This window comes from Polaromonas sp. P1_F8, from assembly GCF_056405635.1.
Genome location: NZ_JBFUBS010000004.1, coordinates 173862 through 191457, shown reverse-complemented (window position 1 = coordinate 191457; position 17596 = coordinate 173862). Strand labels below are relative to the sequence as shown.

General features: G+C 63.8%; 17 protein-coding genes and 1 riboswitch. Of the genes, 12 read left to right on the top strand and 5 right to left on the bottom strand.

Annotation, left to right across the window (positions count from 1 at the left end; translation table 11 throughout):
* Positions 1–60: 60 nt before the first annotated feature.
* Positions 61–251, top strand: a riboswitch (yybP-ykoY riboswitch).
* From AC1D1J_RS15780 to otnI, 10 genes are all read left to right on the top strand, one after another.
* Positions 241–798 carry a TMEM165/GDT1 family protein gene (locus AC1D1J_RS15780; RefSeq protein ID WP_477695195.1) on the top strand — a complete coding sequence of 186 codons (558 nt, stop codon included), beginning with the start codon at positions 241–243 and terminating at the stop codon, positions 796–798. Its footprint overlaps the riboswitch before it by 11 nt.
* A gap of 135 nt (positions 799–933) precedes the next feature.
* Positions 934–2097: a homoserine O-succinyltransferase MetX gene (metX, locus tag AC1D1J_RS15775; RefSeq protein ID WP_477695194.1), complete on the top strand. Its 1164-nt coding sequence runs from the start codon at positions 934–936 to the stop codon at positions 2095–2097.
* Complete coding sequence (gene metW, locus AC1D1J_RS15770) at positions 2094–2702, top strand: methionine biosynthesis protein MetW (protein WP_477688210.1); 609 nt, start codon at positions 2094–2096, stop codon at positions 2700–2702. The genes metX and metW overlap by 4 nt, the downstream gene beginning before the upstream one ends.
* A 310-nt stretch (positions 2703–3012) precedes the next feature.
* Positions 3013–3957 (top strand): chromate resistance protein ChrB domain-containing protein, encoded by a 945-nt coding sequence (locus tag AC1D1J_RS15765; protein WP_477695193.1) that lies wholly within the window; start codon positions 3013–3015, stop codon positions 3955–3957.
* Positions 3954–5303: a chromate efflux transporter gene (gene chrA / locus AC1D1J_RS15760; protein ID WP_477695192.1), complete on the top strand. Its 1350-nt coding sequence runs from the start codon at positions 3954–3956 to the stop codon at positions 5301–5303. The genes AC1D1J_RS15765 and chrA overlap by 4 nt, the downstream gene beginning before the upstream one ends.
* 10 nt (positions 5304–5313) lie before the next feature.
* Positions 5314–6222, top strand: a complete 909-nt coding sequence (locus AC1D1J_RS15755; protein WP_477695191.1) for a Fe-Mn family superoxide dismutase — start codon at positions 5314–5316, stop codon at positions 6220–6222.
* A 10-nt stretch (positions 6223–6232) separates the two neighbouring features.
* On the top strand, positions 6233–7159 hold the full coding sequence (locus AC1D1J_RS15750; RefSeq protein ID WP_477695190.1) for an amidohydrolase family protein: 927 nt from the start codon (positions 6233–6235) through the stop codon (positions 7157–7159).
* An 18-nt stretch (positions 7160–7177) separates the two neighbouring features.
* A complete protein-coding gene (locus AC1D1J_RS15745) occupies positions 7178–8215 on the top strand; it encodes a Cj0069 family protein (RefSeq protein ID WP_477695189.1) in 1038 nt (345 codons plus the stop codon).
* Positions 8216–8328: 113 nt separating this feature from the next.
* On the top strand, positions 8329–10206 hold the full coding sequence (locus tag AC1D1J_RS15740) for a SulP family inorganic anion transporter (protein WP_477695188.1): 1878 nt from the start codon (positions 8329–8331) through the stop codon (positions 10204–10206).
* Between the two features lie 5 nt (positions 10207–10211).
* Positions 10212–11045, top strand: a complete 834-nt coding sequence (gene otnI, locus AC1D1J_RS15735) for a 2-oxo-tetronate isomerase (protein ID WP_477695187.1) — start codon at positions 10212–10214, stop codon at positions 11043–11045.
* A gap of 15 nt (positions 11046–11060) precedes the next feature.
* On the opposite strand, the gene alkB is transcribed toward otnI, so the two are convergent.
* From alkB to AC1D1J_RS15715, 4 genes are all read right to left on the bottom strand, one after another.
* On the bottom strand, positions 11061–11714 hold the full coding sequence (gene alkB, locus AC1D1J_RS15730) for a DNA oxidative demethylase AlkB (protein WP_477695186.1): 654 nt from the start codon (positions 11712–11714) through the stop codon (positions 11061–11063).
* Positions 11715–11724: 10 nt separating this feature from the next.
* Entirely contained in the window at positions 11725–12468 is a 744-nt protein-coding gene (locus tag AC1D1J_RS15725) for a 2OG-Fe(II) oxygenase (protein WP_477695185.1), read from the bottom strand.
* 100 nt (positions 12469–12568) lie between these two features.
* Positions 12569–12982 (bottom strand): Cu(I)-responsive transcriptional regulator, encoded by a 414-nt coding sequence (gene cueR / locus AC1D1J_RS15720; RefSeq protein WP_477695184.1) that lies wholly within the window; start codon positions 12980–12982, stop codon positions 12569–12571.
* A complete protein-coding gene (locus tag AC1D1J_RS15715; RefSeq protein ID WP_477695183.1) occupies positions 12975–15416 on the bottom strand; it encodes a heavy metal translocating P-type ATPase in 2442 nt (813 codons plus the stop codon). The genes cueR and AC1D1J_RS15715 overlap by 8 nt, the downstream gene beginning before the upstream one ends.
* Positions 15417–15583: 167 nt before the next feature.
* Between AC1D1J_RS15715 and AC1D1J_RS15710 the strand changes: the two genes are divergently transcribed.
* Together AC1D1J_RS15710 and asd are read left to right on the top strand one after the other, a co-directional pair.
* Positions 15584–15772, top strand: coding sequence for a heavy-metal-associated domain-containing protein (locus AC1D1J_RS15710; RefSeq protein WP_457281924.1), 189 nt, complete (start codon positions 15584–15586; stop codon positions 15770–15772).
* Between the two features lie 74 nt (positions 15773–15846).
* A complete protein-coding gene (gene asd / locus AC1D1J_RS15705) occupies positions 15847–16701 on the top strand; it encodes an archaetidylserine decarboxylase (protein ID WP_477667059.1) in 855 nt (284 codons plus the stop codon).
* Here the strand turns inward: asd and AC1D1J_RS15700 are convergent.
* Positions 16698–17564, bottom strand: a complete 867-nt coding sequence (locus AC1D1J_RS15700; protein WP_477695182.1) for a DUF72 domain-containing protein — start codon at positions 17562–17564, stop codon at positions 16698–16700. The genes asd and AC1D1J_RS15700 overlap by 4 nt on opposite strands.
* Positions 17565–17596 lie beyond the last annotated feature (32 nt).

Genomic DNA, 17596 nt, shown 5'->3' with positions numbered 1-17596 from the left:
GACGAATAGTTGTGCGCACCATTTCAGCCTTAAAGGGCTTGGACACCCGCCGATATAATGAAAGCTGTCATTGGGGAGTAGCCAGCCTTTCAATCCTGAAAGGGGCTTGCGTCAACAGACTTGTCCATCACGGACATGGCGCAAGCGGTCTTCGGATCACGCGAGACCTTTGACTGCACAGCCTCCGCTTCAGGCCGGGGATGCCGTGCAGTCATGGGTTTTCGGCCGGAGTTTTTTTGAATGGAAGCTTTCCTCGTCTCCACGGGCATCGTCGCCCTCGCCGAAATGGGCGACAAGACGCAACTCCTCGCGCTTATCCTCGCTGCCCGCTTCAAGAAGCCCTGGCCCATCGTTGCCGGCATCCTGGTCGCAACCTTGGTCAACCACGCCCTTGCCGGTGCCGCCGGTGCCTGGGTCACCACGCTGATCGGCCCGCAAATGCTGCGCTGGATTCTGGGTGCTTCGTTTCTGGTCATGGCGGCGTGGATGCTGGTGCCCGACAAGCTCGATGCGGCTGAAGACGAAAAGCCGCCACGCTACGGCGTGTTCTTCACCACCGTGCTGGTCTTCTTCCTGGCGGAAATGGGCGACAAGACACAGATCGCCACCGTGATGCTGGCCGCGCGCTACGACGCCATCGTCAGCGTAGTGGCGGGCACCACGCTGGGCATGATGCTGGCCAATGCGCCTGTCGTCTGGCTCGGCGAGCGCGTCACGCGCCTCGTGCCGCTGCGCGCTGTGCACATTGTGTCGGCGATCATCTTTGCGGGCCTGGGCCTGGCTGCGCTTTTGATGTGATCCCGGCTTGCTATACTGTCCACAGCGCCGATTTGCTCAGCTTGCGGGCGCTTAAAAAGTACAGCTAAAGACGACATCCAGAAACCCGGACTCGCTTTAGCGATGCCGGGTTTTTTGTTTTCTGCAGGTGATTTTTTGACTCTTATTGCCACCCCGCTCAGCATGCATTTCGTCGAGGCGCTGCCGCTGCAGAGCGGTGCGTCAATACGCGCCTACGACCTGAGCTATGAAACCTACGGCGAACTCAACGCCGACAAATCCAACGCCGTGCTGATCTGCCACGCGCTCAACGCCTCGCACCATGTGGCGGGTGTTTACCTCGATGCGCAAGGCCAGCCGATAGCCAAATCCGAAGGCTGGTGGGACACCATGATCGGCCCCGGCAAGCCGGTCGACACTGACCGCTTCTTCGTCATTGGCGTCAACAATTTAGGCTCCTGCTTCGGCTCCACCGGCCCCATGCAGCCCAACCCCGACACGCAGGAGCTTTACGGCGCCGACTTTCCCGTCGTCACGGTGCAGGACTGGGTGAGCGCACAGGCCCGCCTGCTGGACCGCCTGGGGATCCAGACGCTGGCTGCCGTGATGGGCGGCAGCTTGGGTGGCATGCAGGCGCTGGCCTGGACGCTGCAATACCCCGACCGCGTGCGCCACGCCGTGGTGGTGGCCAGCGCGCCCAACCTCACGGCCGAGAACATTGCCTTCAATGAGGTCGCCCGCCGCGCCATCGTGACCGACCCTGACTTTCACGGCGGCCACTTTTACCGCCATGGCGTGCTGCCCAAACGCGGCTTGCGCATCGCCCGCATGATCGGCCACATCACCTATCTGAGTGACGATGTGATGAACGAGAAGTTTGGCCGTCAGTTACGGCAGGCGGTAGCCGAGACGGTGAATGCCGACGCCCCCTACAAATACACGACGCAGGACATCGAGTTTGAAATCGAAAGCTACCTGCGCTACCAGGGCGACAAATTCAGCGAGTACTTCGACGCCAATACCTATTTGCTGATCACGCGGGCGCTCGACTACTTCGACCCGGCCCGGGCGTATGGCGGCAACCTCACCCAGGCGCTGGCCCATGTGACAGCCAAGTTCCTGCTCGTGAGCTTCACCACCGACTGGCGCTTTTCACCCGCGCGTAGCCGTGAAATCGTCAAGGCCCTGCTCGACAACCAGCGCGACGTGAGCTATGCCGAGATCGACGCGCCGCACGGCCACGATGCGTTTCTGCTGGAGGACGATCGCTACCTGGGCGTGGTGCGCTCCTATTTCCAGAGCAAGGTGGCCGCTGTATGAACCTGCCTGTCGAACTCAATGTGCAGCCCTCGGCTGATTTGCTGTCCATCGCGCGGCTGGTGCCGCACGGTTCCCGCGTGCTTGACCTGGGCTGCGGCACCGGCGAGTTGCTGGACTACCTGATCCGCGAACGCGGATGCTCCGGCTACGGCGTCGAGATCAACGACGCCAACGTGCAGGCCTGCGTGGCGCGCGGTGTCAACGTGATCCAGCTCAACCTGGAAGCAGGCCTGGCGCTGTTTGGCGACCGCTCGTTTGACGTGGTGCTGCAGATCGACACGCTGCAACACCTGCACAACGCCGAAACCATGCTGCGTGAAACCGCGCGCGTGGGCCGCGCCGGCATCGTCGTGTTTCCCAACTTCGGCCACTGGCCCAACCGCCTGGCTGTTGCGCGCGGCCGCATGCCGGTAACGAAGGTGTTGCCTTACCAGTGGTATGACACGCCCAACATCCGTGTCGGCACGCTGCAGGATTTTGAAGCGCTTGCGCTGCAAAACCAGTTGCAGATCCTGGACTCCTTCGGCTTGCAGGATGGCCGCGAAGTCCGCTTTTGGCCGAATGCCCGCGCCAGCCGGGCGGTTTTCAAGTTCCAGCGTGAGTAGCGCTGGCGCTGGAGTGCCTGGATTAAGTCTTCCTCCTTGCGCCATAGCCACGCGCCCATCCATTGGGCGAATTTGATGGGTTCTTGGTTCACTGGAGACACGGTAACTAAACGACCGGCGGCTTCGGCCAAAAGCAGACGTGACCCGCTATTCCGAATGGGACGGCCGCAAATTCTGAGATAGCGTGCCGGCGCCTATAAGTAGTGCTTGGGCATGTTGCAACGCGTTCGAAAACTACCAACAGGGCATTTTCAGCACAAATCCGACAAATTCTCTTGTAGCATTTATCTCTTTATGAGATATTTGCTACATGACCGATTGGCTAATTCTTACTGCGACGCTGCCGACCACGCCAAGTGGTCTGCGGGTCCGTGTGTGGCGCGCGCTTAAGACCACGGGTGCGGGGACGCTTCGAGAAGGGGTCTATGTTCTTCCGGCCACCGCGCCCTCCGCCGTTGCGCTCCGGGAGCTCGCCAAGACGATTGTCGACGCTGGCGCTGATGCCTACTTGCTCGAATTGCGCGCGCGCGATGACGCTCAGGAACAGGCATTCCGCGCCCTGTTCGACCGCTCCGAGCACTATGCAGAACTCGTGCAGGCGGTGAAGGACGCCCGCAAGGGCATAGTGGCGGCCGGCGAGGCGGAACTCCACAAGACACTGCGCAGCCTCGAGCAGCAATTGCAGCAGATTCAGGCGAACGATTTCTTCCCGGGCAAAGAGAGCGCGCGGTGTGTCGACGCTGTCTCCGCTCTGCGGCGTGAGATTGAACTGCACCTCTCGCCGGACGAGCCGTCGCCTACCAGGGCCGTTGTCCCCGCGCTTTCCATCAAGGACTACCAGGGGCGCACCTGGGCCACCCGCAAGCGCCCCTGGGTAGACCGCCTGGCCACGGCCTGGCTGGTCCGTCGCTTCATCGACAAGTCCCCGAACTTCATCTGGCTGGCGGATCCGAAGAAGTGCCCTAAACAGGCTCTCGGCTACGACTTCGATGGAGCGGCTTTCACGCACGTGGGTGAACTGGTGACCTTCGAGGTCGTCGCCAAAAGTTTCGGCCTTGACGAGAAGCCCGCCCTGGCGCGGCTCGGGCAGCTCGTGCATTACATCGACGTCGGGGGCGTTCCGCTCGACGAAGCACCGGGCATAGAAATGATCGTTCGCGGCTTGCAAGCGCAGCACGATGACGATGACCGGCTGCTTGAAGCGGCGTTCGCTTTTTTTGACACCCTGCACGCCGCTCTGAAGGCCGCCAAATGACCACTCCTATCGTCGACCAGACAGTGCCCGAACCCATCACCCGCGGGGAAGCGTTCTCCTTCTGGCTGAAACTTGGCTTCATCAGCTTCGGCGGGCCCGCGGGGCAGATTGCCATCATGCACGAGGAGCTCGTGGAGCGCCGGCGCTGGATTTCCGAGAACCGCTTTCTGCACGCCCTGAACTACTGCATGCTGCTGCCCGGCCCAGAGGCGCAGCAGCTCGCGACCTACATCGGATGGTTGATGCACCGGACGTGGGGCGGCATTGTCGCCGGTGGGCTGTTCGTCCTGCCGTCGCTGTTCCTCCTGGTTGCACTGTCCTGGGTCTACATGGCTTTCGGCCATGTCCCGGCCATCGCGGGCCTGTTCTATGGCATCAAGCCCGCAGTCACCGCACTGGTCGTTCATGCCGCGCACCGGGTTGGCTCCCGCGCCCTCAAAAACGGCTGGTTATGGGGCATCGCGGCCGCGGCGTTTATCTCCATCTTTGCATTCAACATCCCGTTCCCGTTGATCGTGCTCGCGGCGGGCACCATCGGCTACTTCGGCGGGAAGTACGCACCCGACAAGTTCAAGACCGGCGGTCACGGCGCGTCCGCCAAGCAGTTCGGTCCGGCCCTCATCGATGACCACACGCCTACACCCGCCCATGCGCTCTTCACCTGGAAGCGCGTCAGGCAAGTGCTGGTCGTCTTCCTGGGCCTGTGGGCGGCCGTCATTGCGGCACTTGCCGCCGTGTATGGGTGGGACGCGGTGCTCACACAAATGGCGTGGTTCTTCACCAAGGCTGCGCTGCTGACCTTTGGCGGCGCCTATGCGGTCCTGCCCTACGTCTACCAAGGCGCAGTGGACCACTACCAATGGCTCACCGGTCCTCAGATGATTGACGGCCTGGCGCTCGGCGAGACCACACCCGGGCCGCTGATCATGGTCGTCGCGTTTGTCGCGTTCGTCGGTGGCTGGACCAAGGCTATTTTCGGCCCCGAGTCGTTGTTCCTGGCCGGTGCTGCCGCGGCGACGGTGGTCACCTTCTTCACCTTTCTGCCGTCGTTCTTCTTCATCCTGCTCGGGGGGCCATTCATCGAGTCCACGCACGGCAACCTGAAGTTCACCGCGCCGCTGACCGGCATCACAGCCGCCGTGGTGGGCGTGATCTTGAATCTCGCTGTGTTCTTTGCCTACCACGTGCTCTGGCCGCAAGGCCTGTCGGGCCGTTTCGAGTGGGCTTCAGCCGTCATCGGAGTAGCTGCCGCCGTGGCGCTGTTCCGCTTCAAGGTTGGTGTCATTCCCGTCGTGCTGGTCTCCGGCATCGTCGGTTTGGCGCTGCGGCTCAGTAACGTTATTTAAAGGTGCATCTATGGACGCTCGAATTCACGACCTCTCCTTCGACCCTGCCGGCATGAACGGCCTTTCGGAGAAATTGCTGCGCAGCCACCACCAGAACAACTACAGCGGTGCCGTCAAACGGCTGAATGCCATCCGCGGCCGGTTGCGAGAGATGCCTTTCGCGACTGCAGCCGGCTTCGACCTGAACGGGCTCAAGCGTGAAGAACTGATCGCCACCAATTCGATGCTGCTGCACGAGCTGTACTTCGACTGTCTGGGTGCCACCGGCGAGCCGCTGACACCGGCCGCAGTCCTCGCGCTGCAATCGAACTTCGGCAGCGTTGAACGATGGCGTGAGGAGTTCGTCGCCATGGGCAAGGCCCTGGCCGGTGGATCCGGCTGGGTGTTGCTGGTATTCCAGCCGCGCGAGGGAACCCTTGTGAACCAGTGGGCCGCGGACCACACGCACGCGGTGGCGGGTGGCATCCCCATCCTGGCGCTCGACATGTACGAGCACGCCTACCACCTGGATTTCGGCGCGGCCGCCGGCCAGTATGTCGACGCTTTCATGGAGAACATCAACTGGATGCGCGTGTACGAGCGCTACCAGGCCGCGGTGGAGGCTTCAAGCGAACCGTTCGCAGCCACTGCGGACGATCTCGCCGGCGCCCATGTTCTGGATGTCCGGCGGGCGGGGGTCTTCGACCAGGCAGACGCCCTCATCCCCGGTGCGCAGTGGCGAGACCCGGCCCAGGTGAACGCCTGGTCGGCGCAGTTGCCCAAGGACAAACCCGTGATGGTCTATTGCGTTTACGGGCACGAAGTCGGGCGATCCACCACCATGCGCCTGCGTGCGGCAGGCGTCGATGCCAGGTTCCTGAGCGGCGGCATTGACGGCTGGAAAGCCGCGGGCCGGCCGCTCGTGGCAAAGCAAACCTGAGGCGTGATCCATGGACGTGATCGACTTTCACTGCCACTTCGCCGGAATGGGCATTCCGGTCGATGCGTCCAGAGGCAATCCACCAGCCCAGAAGGAATTCTGGGACGGCGTCAGCAGGCGGCTGACGCAAGAGGCGGCATTGCTTGCGTCGCTGCAGACGGCAGGCGTGACGAGCCGCGTCATCAACATGTCCCTCGAGTTCGTCTTGGCCCCGGGTGAGGAAGCCAACCTCGACACCGTTCGCCGAGTCAACGACTCGATCGCAGAGGTCACGCACCGCCACAGCGGTGTGTTGCATGGGCTTGCCACCGTGGACGCCTACCGTGGCGAGGAGTCGGCCCGCGAGCTGACGCGAGCGATCAGGGAACTGGGCCTGAAGGGTGTATTCATCGAGAGTGCGAAGGGCGATCTGTTGCCCGACGCACCGGAGGCCCGGCCGACCTTTCTTGCTGCGTCGGAGCTCGGCGTTCCCGTGTTCTTGCACCCGGTGCCGGATGCTGCCCTGCGCCAGAAGTTCAGACGCACGGGGAAGTTCAGCGAGCGGCTTTCCCGCAGCGCAATCAACAGCGCCGCCCTGCTTGCCATGGTGCACGCTGGCATGTTCGAAGAAATGCCCAATCTGAATGTGGTCGTGACGGCGCTCGCGCTCGGCGGCTTGATGGTTGGCGAGTGCCTGGCAGATGGAGCGCGGATCGGAAAACACGCGTCACCGCGCCGCAACGTCTACATTGACACGACGGGCATGCACCCGGTGATGCTACGCGCAGCCATCGACCTCGTCGGAGCGGACCATGTCGTCACTGGCACAGATTGGCCGGTCGTGACTGAAACGGATCTGCCGGCCCGGCTCGCCAGCCTGTTTGATCAGTGTGGCCTTGGCGAAGTCGACCGGGAGTTGATCGCCAGCGCGAATGCGCGGCGCTTGTTGCATGTGTGAGCCGTCAAGGAGCTGATCATGACCAGACCCTCCGTCGCATTGCTCTATCCAGGTGATCGCCCCATGCGGGATCGCGCAGATCCGGCTGAAAGCCGTTTTGCTGCCCTGTTCGAGGCGTTTGCAGCCGCCGGAGTGACCGCCGTCCCGGCTGTGTACAACGATGCCTTCGCTGAGGAAGTGGAAGCGCAGTTGCGCGACTGCCGCCTGGTGCTCGCTTGGTGCAACCCTATCGAGGGTGGACGAAGGCGGGACCTCCTGGATACCATGTTGCGTCGGGTTGCCGAAGCGGGGGTGGTGGTCAGCGCGCACCCGGAGACCATCCTGAAGCTGGGAACCAAGGACGTCCTTTTCCACACGCGCGATCTCCCGTTCGGTAGTGACGTTTGCCGAATCGAAAGCCTCAAGCAACTTGAGGAGGAATTGCCGGAGCGGCTCCGCGGGGGGCCGCGAGTGCTCAAGCAATACCGGGGCCACAGCGGCATCGGTATTTGGCGCGTGGAACTGGTTGACCCCATGGCCGCACCTGGGCGTGTGCGAGTGCGCCACGCCCAGCGTGGCAGCGACGAGGAGCTGATGGAGCTTCCGGCGCTGCTGGCAAGAATGGCTCCGTACTTCGAGCCGGCGAATGGCGGGCACATGATCGACCAGGCATGGCAACCACGGTTGGTGGAAGGCATGGTTAGGGCCTATTTGGTGGAGGACCGGGTCGAGGGGTTCGGACACCAGTCGGTGAATGCGCTCTACCCCGCCGCGCCTGGCCAGCCAGCGCCGCAATCCGGCCCGAGGCTGTACTACGCCGCGGACCTGCCGCAATTCCGGTACCTGAAGGAACGACTGGAGACCGAGTGGGTCGAGTTGCTTCGTGCACGCGTCGGCCTCTCGCACGAGCGGCTTCCCTTCTTGTGGGACTGCGATTTCATGTTCGGCGAGCCTCTCGTCGATGCCTCTGAGCACTATGTGCTTTGCGAGATTAACGTCAGCAGCGTAGCGCCGTTCCCGGACTCCGCAATCCAGCCACTGGTTTTGGCTGTGCAACGTCGTCTAGAGCAGATTTGATCGCTTGTCGGCGCTTGTCGGCGCTTGCCGGTTTGCTGTTGCGTTTGTCCGACCTGACCTGATCGCCGCTCTGGATGACCGGGGGCTGGGCGCGGTATGCTCAGGCCCTCGTGATGGAACCCTCAGCCCCCAGCGAATCCCGGTCATCGACCCCTCTCCTGGAACGCCTTTTTGGCGACTGGGTGCGCGAGGTGTCGCCTGCTACTGTGCGGGCCGACGCGATGGCGGGTCTCTTGGGCGCGGTGCTGGTGCTGCCACAAGGCATTGCCTTCGCAACGCTGGCCGGCCTGCCGCCGGCCTACGGCCTTTACACCGCCGTGATTCCCTGCATCATCGCCGCGCTTTTCGGTTCCAGCCGGCATGTCATGTCGGGGCCCACCAACGCCAACTCGCTGGCGCTGTTCGCCATGCTCTCGCCGCTGGCCATGGCCTTTAGCCCGCTCTACATTCAGCTGGCGCTGGCCGTCACCGTGATGGTGGGCGTCATGCAGTGGCTGATTGGCGCGTTGCGCCTCGGTGTGCTGGCCAACTTCATTTCACCGGCGGTGCTGTTTGGTTTTACTTCGGGCGCGGCGCTGCTGATCGCCGTGCATGCGTTGCCCGACCTGCTGGGCCTGGCGGCCGCGCCTGAACACAGCGCGGCGGCGGTTCTGGGACATGTTCTCACCCAAATCACCTCCGCCCAGCCCATGGCGCTGGGTGTTGCGGCCATCACCCTGGGTGTCGCGCTGCTGCTGCGCCACCTGCGCCGCAACTGGCCGTACATGTTGATTGGATTGGCGGTGGCCACTGCGCTGGCCTGGGTGTGGAGCGGCCTTCTTCATCCCGGTGCCGCACCCTCCGCGTCGTTGCGTACTGTGGGCCAGATCCCCATACCCTGGCCGAGGTTCGAAGTGCCGCGCATCAGCTGGGCGCAGGCCGCCGACCTTATCGGCCTGGCGTTTGCGCTAACCATCGTCGCGCTGGGCCAGGCGATCTCGATCGCCAAGACGGTGGCGCTGCGCTCGGGCCAACGCATAGACGCCAACCGCGAGTTCCGCGGCCAGGGCCTGTCCAACATCGTTGGCGGGTTTTTCTCGAGCTACGTTTCCTGCGGCTCGATGAACCGCTCCATGCCCAACCTGGAGGCCGGTGCGCGCACGCCGCTGGCCTCGGTGTTTTCGGCATTGTTGCTGCTGGCGCTGGTGGCGGTGAGCGCGCCGCTACTCGCGCAAATCCCCATGGCCGCGCTGGCGGCGCTGCTGGTGCTGGTGGCGTTCGCGCTGCTGGACTTCGCGCGCTGGCGCCAGCTGTTCACCTTGAGCCGCAGCGACTTTGGGGTGGCGATGGCCACCATGGTGGCGACCGTCACCATACGGCTGGAGATCGCGATCTTGCTGGGCATGATTTTGTCGCTGATGTCCTTCCTCTACCGCACGTCAAAGCCTGCGATGCGCACCATGGGCTTTGACAGCCGTGGCTTGGACCGGCAGTTTGTCGTGGTTGACAACAGCGTTGATGCGGGGGTTGATGTCGTTTCTCCACAGAAGGCAGACGCGTCAATGGAAGCAACGCCCCAGACCTTGCCGGAATGTCCACAACTTAAGCTGTTGCGCATGGAGGGCGAGGTCTACTTTGGCGCGACACAGCACGTCGCCGACATCCTGCACGCGCTGCGCACCCAGCCTCAGCCGCAAAAACACTTGCTTGTCATGGGCAAGAGCATGAACTTCATTGACCTGGCTGGGGCCGAGCTCTGGGAGGCTGAACTCGCCGCACGCCGCGCCATGGGCGGCGATCTGTACTTTCACCGGCCGCGGCCCGAGGTGATCCGCATGTGGCGCAAGACCGGCTTTACCAGCGTGCTCGGGCCAGAGCACCAGTTCCCCGACAAGTTCACCGCCATCGCCACCATCTTCAACAAGCTGGATCCGGAGATTTGCCGCCACTGCACCGCGCGGATATTCTGGGAATGCCAGTCCGCGCCTGGCCCCGACACACCTAGCCCCTGAAACCCATGCCCCAATTTGCCGCCAACCTCAGCTGGATGTACACCGAGCTACCCATGGCCGAACGCTTTGCCGCTGCTGCGCGTGACGGCTTCACGGCTGTGGAGATCCTCTCGCCGTATGCATGGGAACCAGCGGCGCTCAAAGCCATCCTGCAGCAGTACGGCCAGCAGCTGGTGCTGTTCAACGCCCCGCCGGGTGGTGTGGATGTGGCCAGCATCGAGAAGGCTTGGGCTTCCTCGCAAAAAGGTACGGCCTGCCTGCCGGGCTATGAGGCGGAGTTCCGTGCCGGTATCGCGATTGCGCTGGAGTATGCGCAGGCGCTGGGCTGCCCGCGCATTCACGTGATGGCGGGCACACTGCCCGCCGGGGTGGAGCGCGAAGCGGTGCAACCGACCTATGTGAACAACCTGCGCGAGGCGGCCGCACTGGCGGCCAAGGTGGGTGTGGACCTGTTGATCGAGCCCATCAACACCCGCGACATTCCGCGCTTCTTTTTGAACCGGCAAGACCATGCGCATGAAATCATCCGCGAAGTCGGTGTGCCCAATGTCAAGGTGCAGATGGATCTGTACCACTGCCAGATCGTTGAAGGCGACCTGGCCATGAAACTGCGCAAATACCTGCCCACGGGCCACGTCGGCCATCTGCAGATTGCGGGCGCGCCCGGCCGCAATGAGCCGGATGTCGGTGAGATCAACTACCCCTATCTGTTCGCGCTGCTCGACGAGCTCGGCTACAGTGGTTGGGTAGGGTGTGAATACAAACCGCTGCGCGGCGCAGAAGCCGGCGCTACTCCGGCCGGGCTGGGCTGGCTGAAAAAATTTCGCGAACGCGCCTGAGCGCGTTCGGAATATTCACCGCGCGCAACGAAACGTCAAATTGATGCGCTGCCTGCCCAGGCGCGTATGTTCGCCCTCGGCCAGCGGCGCCACTCCGTGATAAGCCAGCCGTGACGGGCCGCCCCACACCGCCACGTCGCCATGCACCAGGCGGTATCGCGCGGGGCGGTCGCTGCGATTCAGGCCGCCGAACAAAAACACCGCCGGCAAGCCCAGCGACACCGACACAATCGGCGCCTCCATGGTGCCTTCGTCCTTGTCCTGGTGCAGCGAAAGCCGCGCGCCGGGCTCATAGCGGTTGATCAGGCAGGCGTCCGGCCGAAAATTGCCGAAACCCGCTTCCGCTGCGGCGCACAGTGCCAGTTCGGCAAAGCTGGCCGGCATGGCCGGCCAGCGTCGGCCTGAAAGCGGGTCTTTCGCGTCATAGCGGTAACCGCTGCGATCGGACACCCAGCCCAGCGCGCCGCAATTGCTCATCGCGACCGACATGGTGTAGCCGCCCGGCGTGACCAGGTGGCGCAGCGGCGCGGCCGCGGTGACGTCTTGCACGGCTTGCAGCAACACTTCGTCCACCTCGAGGGCAAAGCCGCGCAGCAGCATGGCGCCCGGTGCAATCACCTCGGGCGCGGTGTATGGCGCCGGCACCTCATCGAAAAGCCCCAAGGTCACACCATCTCCTTTACTCAGCATCATGAAAAATAATGCCCAGCGTGTGCCGGTGGCCACTGCGCACCCTGCTGACGCCGTGCCGCATGTTTACCCGGTAAAAGCCGCGGCTGCCCTGCACCGGCCGGTGATGCACGGCAAATACCACGGCGTCGCCCTGTCGCAGCGGCACCACCTCGGGCCGCGACTGCATGCGCGGGCGCTGCTCCGTCAGCACAAACTCGCCGCCCGTGAAATCTTCGCCCGGGCGCGACAGCAGTACGGCGACCTGGATCGGGAACACGTGCTCGCCATACAGGTCCTGGTGCAGGCAGTTGTAGTCTCCAGGACCATATTGCAAGAGCAGCGGTGTAGGCCGCTGCTGGCCTGCCGCGTGGCAGCGTGCGAGGAAATCGGCATGAACCGGCGGATAGCGCACGCCAATCCCCATGGCCTGGTTCCAGGCATTGGCCACGCCCACCAACTGCGGGTAAAGCGCGGTGCGCAGCCGCGCCACGATGTCCGGCAGCGGGTAATTGAAGTACTGATATTCGCCCTGGCCGAAGCCGTGTCGCTGCATCACCACGCGACTGCGAAAATGGTACGCATCGGCATACAGCCCGGCCACGGTTTCGCATTCCTGCGCGCTCAGCAGCTGTGGCAGCACAGCGCTGCCGTGGCGGTTCAGTGTGGCTGTGATGTGCGCCCAGTCATCCGGGCCAGCGCCGGCGTCAACTGGGTCGGGCAACAGGGTAGGTGCTTCAGAAACAAGTGGCATGCTGCAATCCGTCAGGGCGATGGAGCGTCCATCAACAGCTCAGGATAAATCCGACGGCTCGCTGCCGCTCGCCAGAACCGGACATTTCATTCAGCCGCGATCAAGCCGCCAACTCGGTCAGGATAGGGCAGTCGGGCCGGCTGTTGCCTTGGCAACAATGCGCCAGGTGCCCCAGGGTCTGCTTCATCGCCTCCATCTCCTCGATGCGGCGCTCCAGGTCGGCCACATGGGCCAGTGCGATGCGTTTGACGTCTGCGCTGGCGCGGCGCTTGTTCTGCCACAGCTTGAGCAGCTCAGTGATCTCGGCCATGCTGAAGCCCAAGGTACGGGCGCGGCGTATGAAGCGCAGCGTGTGCACTTCCTTTTCGCCGTATTGGCGGTAGCCCGCGTCGGTGCGGTGCACCGTGGGCAGCAGGCCCAGCGACTCGTAGTGGCGAATCATCTTGGCGGACACGCCTGAGCGCGCAGCGGCCTGGCCGATGTTGAGCGGGCCTGTATCAATGGTGTCAGTCATGGGTGCTTCCTTTCCAGCGGCGCAGCAGCAGGGCGTTCATCACTACGCTGGCGCTGCTCAGCGCCATGGCGGCGCCGGCGATGACGGGGCTGAGCAGCCCCAGCGCAGCCAGCGGAATGCCGACCACGTTGTAAATAAAGGCCCAGAACAGGTTCTGGCGGATCTTGGCGTAGGTGCGGCGCGAAATATCGATGGCGTCCGCCACCAGAGCCGGGTTGCCGCGCATCAGCGTGATGCCGGCTGCGTGCATGGCCACGTCGGTGCCGGTGGACATCGCGATGCCCACATCGGCCGCGGCCAGGGCCGGCGCATCGTTGATGCCGTCGCCCACCATGGCCACACGCCCGCTTTGCGCCTGCACGCCAGCTTTGAGCTGGCCGATGATGGCGGCTTTGTCTTGCGGCAATACCTGGCTGTGCACAAGGTCTATTCCGAGTTGCTGCGCCACGGCTTCGGCGCTGCCGCGGTTGTCGCCGGTCACCAAAGCAGTTTGAATGCCCAATGCGTGGAGGCGGGAAATCGCCGGCGCCGCGCTGCTTTTGAGCGTGTCGCCAAACGCCATCAGCCCGAGAAGCCGCGGTGTTCCGGTGACTTCGGCCAGCCATGACACCGTGCGGCCTTCGGCTTCGAGCTTTTTGGCGCGAGCGTTCAGTGCGGCGAGGTTGTTCAAGTCCAGACCCAGCTCCTGCATGAAGCGCGGGCTTCCGAGCCGCAGTTCGCGGCCTGCCACCACGGCGGCCATGCCGCGGCCGGCGACGGCGCGCAACTCTGTCGCCGCGGGAATCTCAAGCTGCTGCTCCGCCGCGCGTCGTGTGACCGCGCGGGCGAGCGGGTGTTCGCTGCCCGACTGGATGGCGGCCGACCAGGCCAGCAACTCATCAGCAGCGATGGCGCTGGGCTCCAGCGCTACCAGTTCGGGCATGCCCTCGGTCAGCGTGCCGGTTTTGTCAAAAGCCACTACCTTGACGCTGTGCGCCACTTCCAGCGCCTCCGCATCCTTGATCAGGATGCCCTGGCGAGCGGCGGCGCCGGTGCCCACCATGATGGCGGTAGGCGTGGCCAGACCGAGTGCGCAGGGGCAGGCAATCACCAGCACAGCGACCGCATTGAGGATGGCCGCCTCCCAGTCCTGCGTGGCCAGGCCCCAGCCCAGCAGCGTCACCAGGGCAATGGCAATTACCACAGGCACAAACACCGCGCTGACCTGATCCACCAGCCGCTGTATCGGTGCTTTTTTGGCTTGGGCCGATTCGACCATGCGCACGATGCGGGCCAGCGTGGACTCCGCGCCTATGGCCGTGGTGCGCACCACGATCAGGCCTTCGGCATTGACCGCGCCGCCAGTCACGTGGTCGCCCGCATGCTTGGCAACAGGCAGGCTTTCGCCGGTGATCAGCGATTCGTCCACCTGCGTGGAGCCCTCGGCGATCTCGCCGTCGACCGCGATGCGTTCGCCAGGGCGCACCACCACCAGGTCGCCGAGCTGTATGTCTTGCAAGGCTACGTCTTCGTCCCTTCCATCGCGCCGACGGCGCGCGGTGTCGGGGCGCAGCGCCTGCAACGCGCGGATGGCGGCGGTCGTTTGGTGTTTGGCGCGCGCTTCCATCCATTTGCCCAACAACACCAGTGTGATGACGACTGCCGAGGCTTCAAAATACAGGTGAGCCATGCCATGGCCGCCATGCCGCAGCAATTGATAGATGCTCAGGCCGTAGGCGGCTGAGGTGCCTAACGCGACCAGTAAATCCATATTGCCAGTGCGAGCGCGCAAGGCGCTCCAGCCGGCGCGGTAAAAGCGTGCGCCCAGCCAGAACTGCACCGGCGTGGCCAGCAGCCATTGCCACCAGCCGCCCAGCATCCAGTCCTTGCCGAACAGCGTCCCGACCATGGGCAGCGCCAGCGGCGCAGACAGGACAGCCGCCAGCACGATGGGCCACCAGGCGGCGGCGGGTTTGTCCGCGGGAGTGCCGGAAGCGGGGATTTCACGCGCGTGGTAGCCCGCTTTGGCCACTGCCGCCATCAGCGCAGGCAATAAGGCGCTGTCGCCGGCCACGCTGACTTCCGCGGTTTCAGCGGCCAGGTTGACACTGGCCGACAGCACCCCGGGTACCTGCTTGAGCGCCTTCTCGACGCGCGACACGCAGGAGGCGCAGGTCATGCCGTCTATTTTGAGCCGCAAGGATTGTTCGGCCACGCTATAGCCGGCTTTGGCGACGGCGGTCTTCAGGGCGTCCATGCCGACACCGGCGCGCACCTTGACGCTGGCCTGTTCGGTCGCGAAATTGACGCTCACGTCCTCAACGCCCGGGACGTTGGCCAGCGAACGTTCCACACGCGCCACGCAGGACGCGCAGCTCATGCCCTGGACGGGAAACTGCCACTCGGTCAGCGCCGGCATGACGGGAGATGTTTTTAACGTGGATGGGGTGTTCATGCCTGTAGTCTCAACCTTACCACCATGGGAGGGTCAAGCGCCTTGGTGTAATAGCCCTGAATCGAGGCAGGACTTGCCGGGCTACGCTTGACCCTGCCCCCATGGGAAGGTTCAGACTTCTGGGTAATCCCTGTACCAATCTCTCAGACAGCTTCCAAGGAGTCTTTATGGAATTTAATATCCCCGCTATGAGCTGCGGCCACTGCGTTGGCGCCGTCACCCAGGCCATCAAATCGCTGGATGCAGCGGCGCAGGTCAGTGTGGACTTGCCCGGCAAAAAGGTTGTGGTGCAATCTTCGCAAGGCCGGCAAGCCGTGGCGGCTGCGCTGGCCGAGGCGGGTTATCCCGCACAGTAGCACGCCGATATCCGGCGGAAAAGACGTTTCGGCGTCGATAGAATGGCCCTTCCTCCCTCCATTCAAGCCGCCTAGTGTCCGACCGATTCGCCGTCCTCCCCCAATACCTGTTTCCCAAGCAGGCGCTGACCAACTTTGCCGGTTTTGTAGCTTCGCGCGAGCGTGGCTGGGTCACCACCGAAATCATCCGCCGCTTTGTCGCCAAGTACCAGGTCAACATGGACGAGGCGCTCAACTCCGACATTGCGAGCTATCTCACCTTCAACGACTTCTTCACGCGTGCGCTCAAGCCCGGCGCGCGGCCGCTGGCCAATGCCGAGCTGATTTCGCCGGTGGACGGTGCAATAAGCCAGTTCGGTGCGATCGAGAAGGACCAGATCTTTCAGGCCAAGGGTCACAGTTATTCGACCACTGCGTTGGTGGGCGGGGATGCGGCGCTGGCGGCGCATTACCAGGACGGCCATTTCGCTACGCTCTATCTGAGCCCCCGGGACTACCACCGCATCCACATGCCTGCAGGCGGTCGGCTGACACGCATGATTTATGTGCCGGGCGACCTGTTTTCCGTCAATCCTGTTACCGCACGCGGCGTGCCGGGGCTGTTCGCGCGCAATGAGCGCGTGGTCTGCGTTTTCGAATCGGCGCGCGGGCCCTTTGTGCTGGTGCTGGTCGGCGCGACCATCGTTGGCAGCATGGCCACGGTGTGGCACGGCGTGGTGAACCCGCCGCGCGGCAAGGTGGTGCGGCAATGGGATTACCCCGACGAGCCAGCCTCCGCCATTCGCCTCAAGCAGGGCGAGGAAATGGGCCGCTTCCTGCTGGGCTCCACAGTCGTCATGCTGTTTCCCAAAGGGCCGCTGCAGTTCAATGCCGAGTGGGCGCCCGGCCGCGAAATACGGCTCGGCGAAGCCATGGCGGTCTATGGTTAAGCAGAGGGCGTGAAGCCCAGGCGGTTTAAAAACGCCATGGCCGCCGCCGGCGCCCTTTCCTTGGCACCGTTGATGAAATACACAAACACGTCGCGCGCCTTGCCCTGTGCCGGGGCTTCTTCCAGCGTCGGCAGGTCGGCCGGCGCGGAGCCGTCAGCCCATTGCCGCGCGCGCTCAGCCCACGCGTTCAGCGCGCTTTCCTCGTAGCCGGTCTCCAGCCCTGCTTCGCTCATCATGAGGCGGGCATAGGCGAAGTCACCCGTGAGGTCGGCGAAAGACGGAAATTTGTCAGAGTCGGTAAATACAGTGGCGACCTTGTAACGGCGCGCCAAGGCCAGGTAATCGGGCGACATAAAGCTCTCGTGGCGAACGTCGACGACATGGCGCAGCGCCCGGCCGTCCACCTGTTTGGGCAGCAGCGACAGAAACGCCTCGAAATCCCCTGCCTCAAACACCTTGCCGGGCATGAATTGCCAGACGACGGGGCCCAGCTTGTCGCCCAGCTCGCTGATGCCGCTTTCAGTGAAGCGCTGGATGGACTCGCCCGCCTCGGCAAGCACCCGGCGGTTGGTCGCGTAGCGCGAGGCCTTGAGGGAAAACATGAAGTTGTCCGGCGTCTCGTCGTGCCATTTCCTGAAGCTGGCCGGCTTGAGTGTGCCGTAGTAGGTGCCGTTGACCTCGATGGCGCTCAGCCGGCGGCTTGCGTATTCGAGTTCGCGGCTGTGCGCCAGGCCGGCCGGGAAAAAGTTGTCGCGCCAGGGCTCAAAGGTCCAGCCGCCCACGCCAGCGCGGATGCGGGAATCGGCTGCCGTGGAAGGCGTGGCGGCGGAAGATGGCGCGTGTGCGCGGCTTGCTGGTGTCATGGCGGCTCCGTGGCGTACTTGTCTGCTTTCTC

Coding starts and splice junctions, on each gene's coding strand:
- AC1D1J_RS15755 (WP_477695191.1), top strand. CDS start 5,314: ATGGACGCTCGAATTCACGACCTCTCCTTCGACCCTGCCGGCATGAAC.
- AC1D1J_RS15725 (WP_477695185.1), bottom strand. CDS start 12,468: ATGCCACTTGTTTCTGAAGCACCTACCCTGTTGCCCGACCCAGTTGAC.
- AC1D1J_RS15750 (WP_477695190.1), top strand. CDS start 6,233: ATGGACGTGATCGACTTTCACTGCCACTTCGCCGGAATGGGCATTCCG.
- AC1D1J_RS15700 (WP_477695182.1), bottom strand. CDS start 17,564: ATGACACCAGCAAGCCGCGCACACGCGCCATCTTCCGCCGCCACGCCT.
- otnI (WP_477695187.1), top strand. CDS start 10,212: ATGCCCCAATTTGCCGCCAACCTCAGCTGGATGTACACCGAGCTACCC.
- AC1D1J_RS15780 (WP_477695195.1), top strand. CDS start 241: ATGGAAGCTTTCCTCGTCTCCACGGGCATCGTCGCCCTCGCCGAAATG.
- AC1D1J_RS15710 (WP_457281924.1), top strand. CDS start 15,584: ATGGAATTTAATATCCCCGCTATGAGCTGCGGCCACTGCGTTGGCGCC.
- chrA (WP_477695192.1), top strand. CDS start 3,954: ATGACCACTCCTATCGTCGACCAGACAGTGCCCGAACCCATCACCCGC.
- AC1D1J_RS15745 (WP_477695189.1), top strand. CDS start 7,178: ATGACCAGACCCTCCGTCGCATTGCTCTATCCAGGTGATCGCCCCATG.
- AC1D1J_RS15740 (WP_477695188.1), top strand. CDS start 8,329: ATGGAACCCTCAGCCCCCAGCGAATCCCGGTCATCGACCCCTCTCCTG.
- metW (WP_477688210.1), top strand. CDS start 2,094: ATGAACCTGCCTGTCGAACTCAATGTGCAGCCCTCGGCTGATTTGCTG.
- AC1D1J_RS15765 (WP_477695193.1), top strand. CDS start 3,013: ATGACCGATTGGCTAATTCTTACTGCGACGCTGCCGACCACGCCAAGT.
- cueR (WP_477695184.1), bottom strand. CDS start 12,982: ATGACTGACACCATTGATACAGGCCCGCTCAACATCGGCCAGGCCGCT.
- AC1D1J_RS15715 (WP_477695183.1), bottom strand. CDS start 15,416: ATGAACACCCCATCCACGTTAAAAACATCTCCCGTCATGCCGGCGCTG.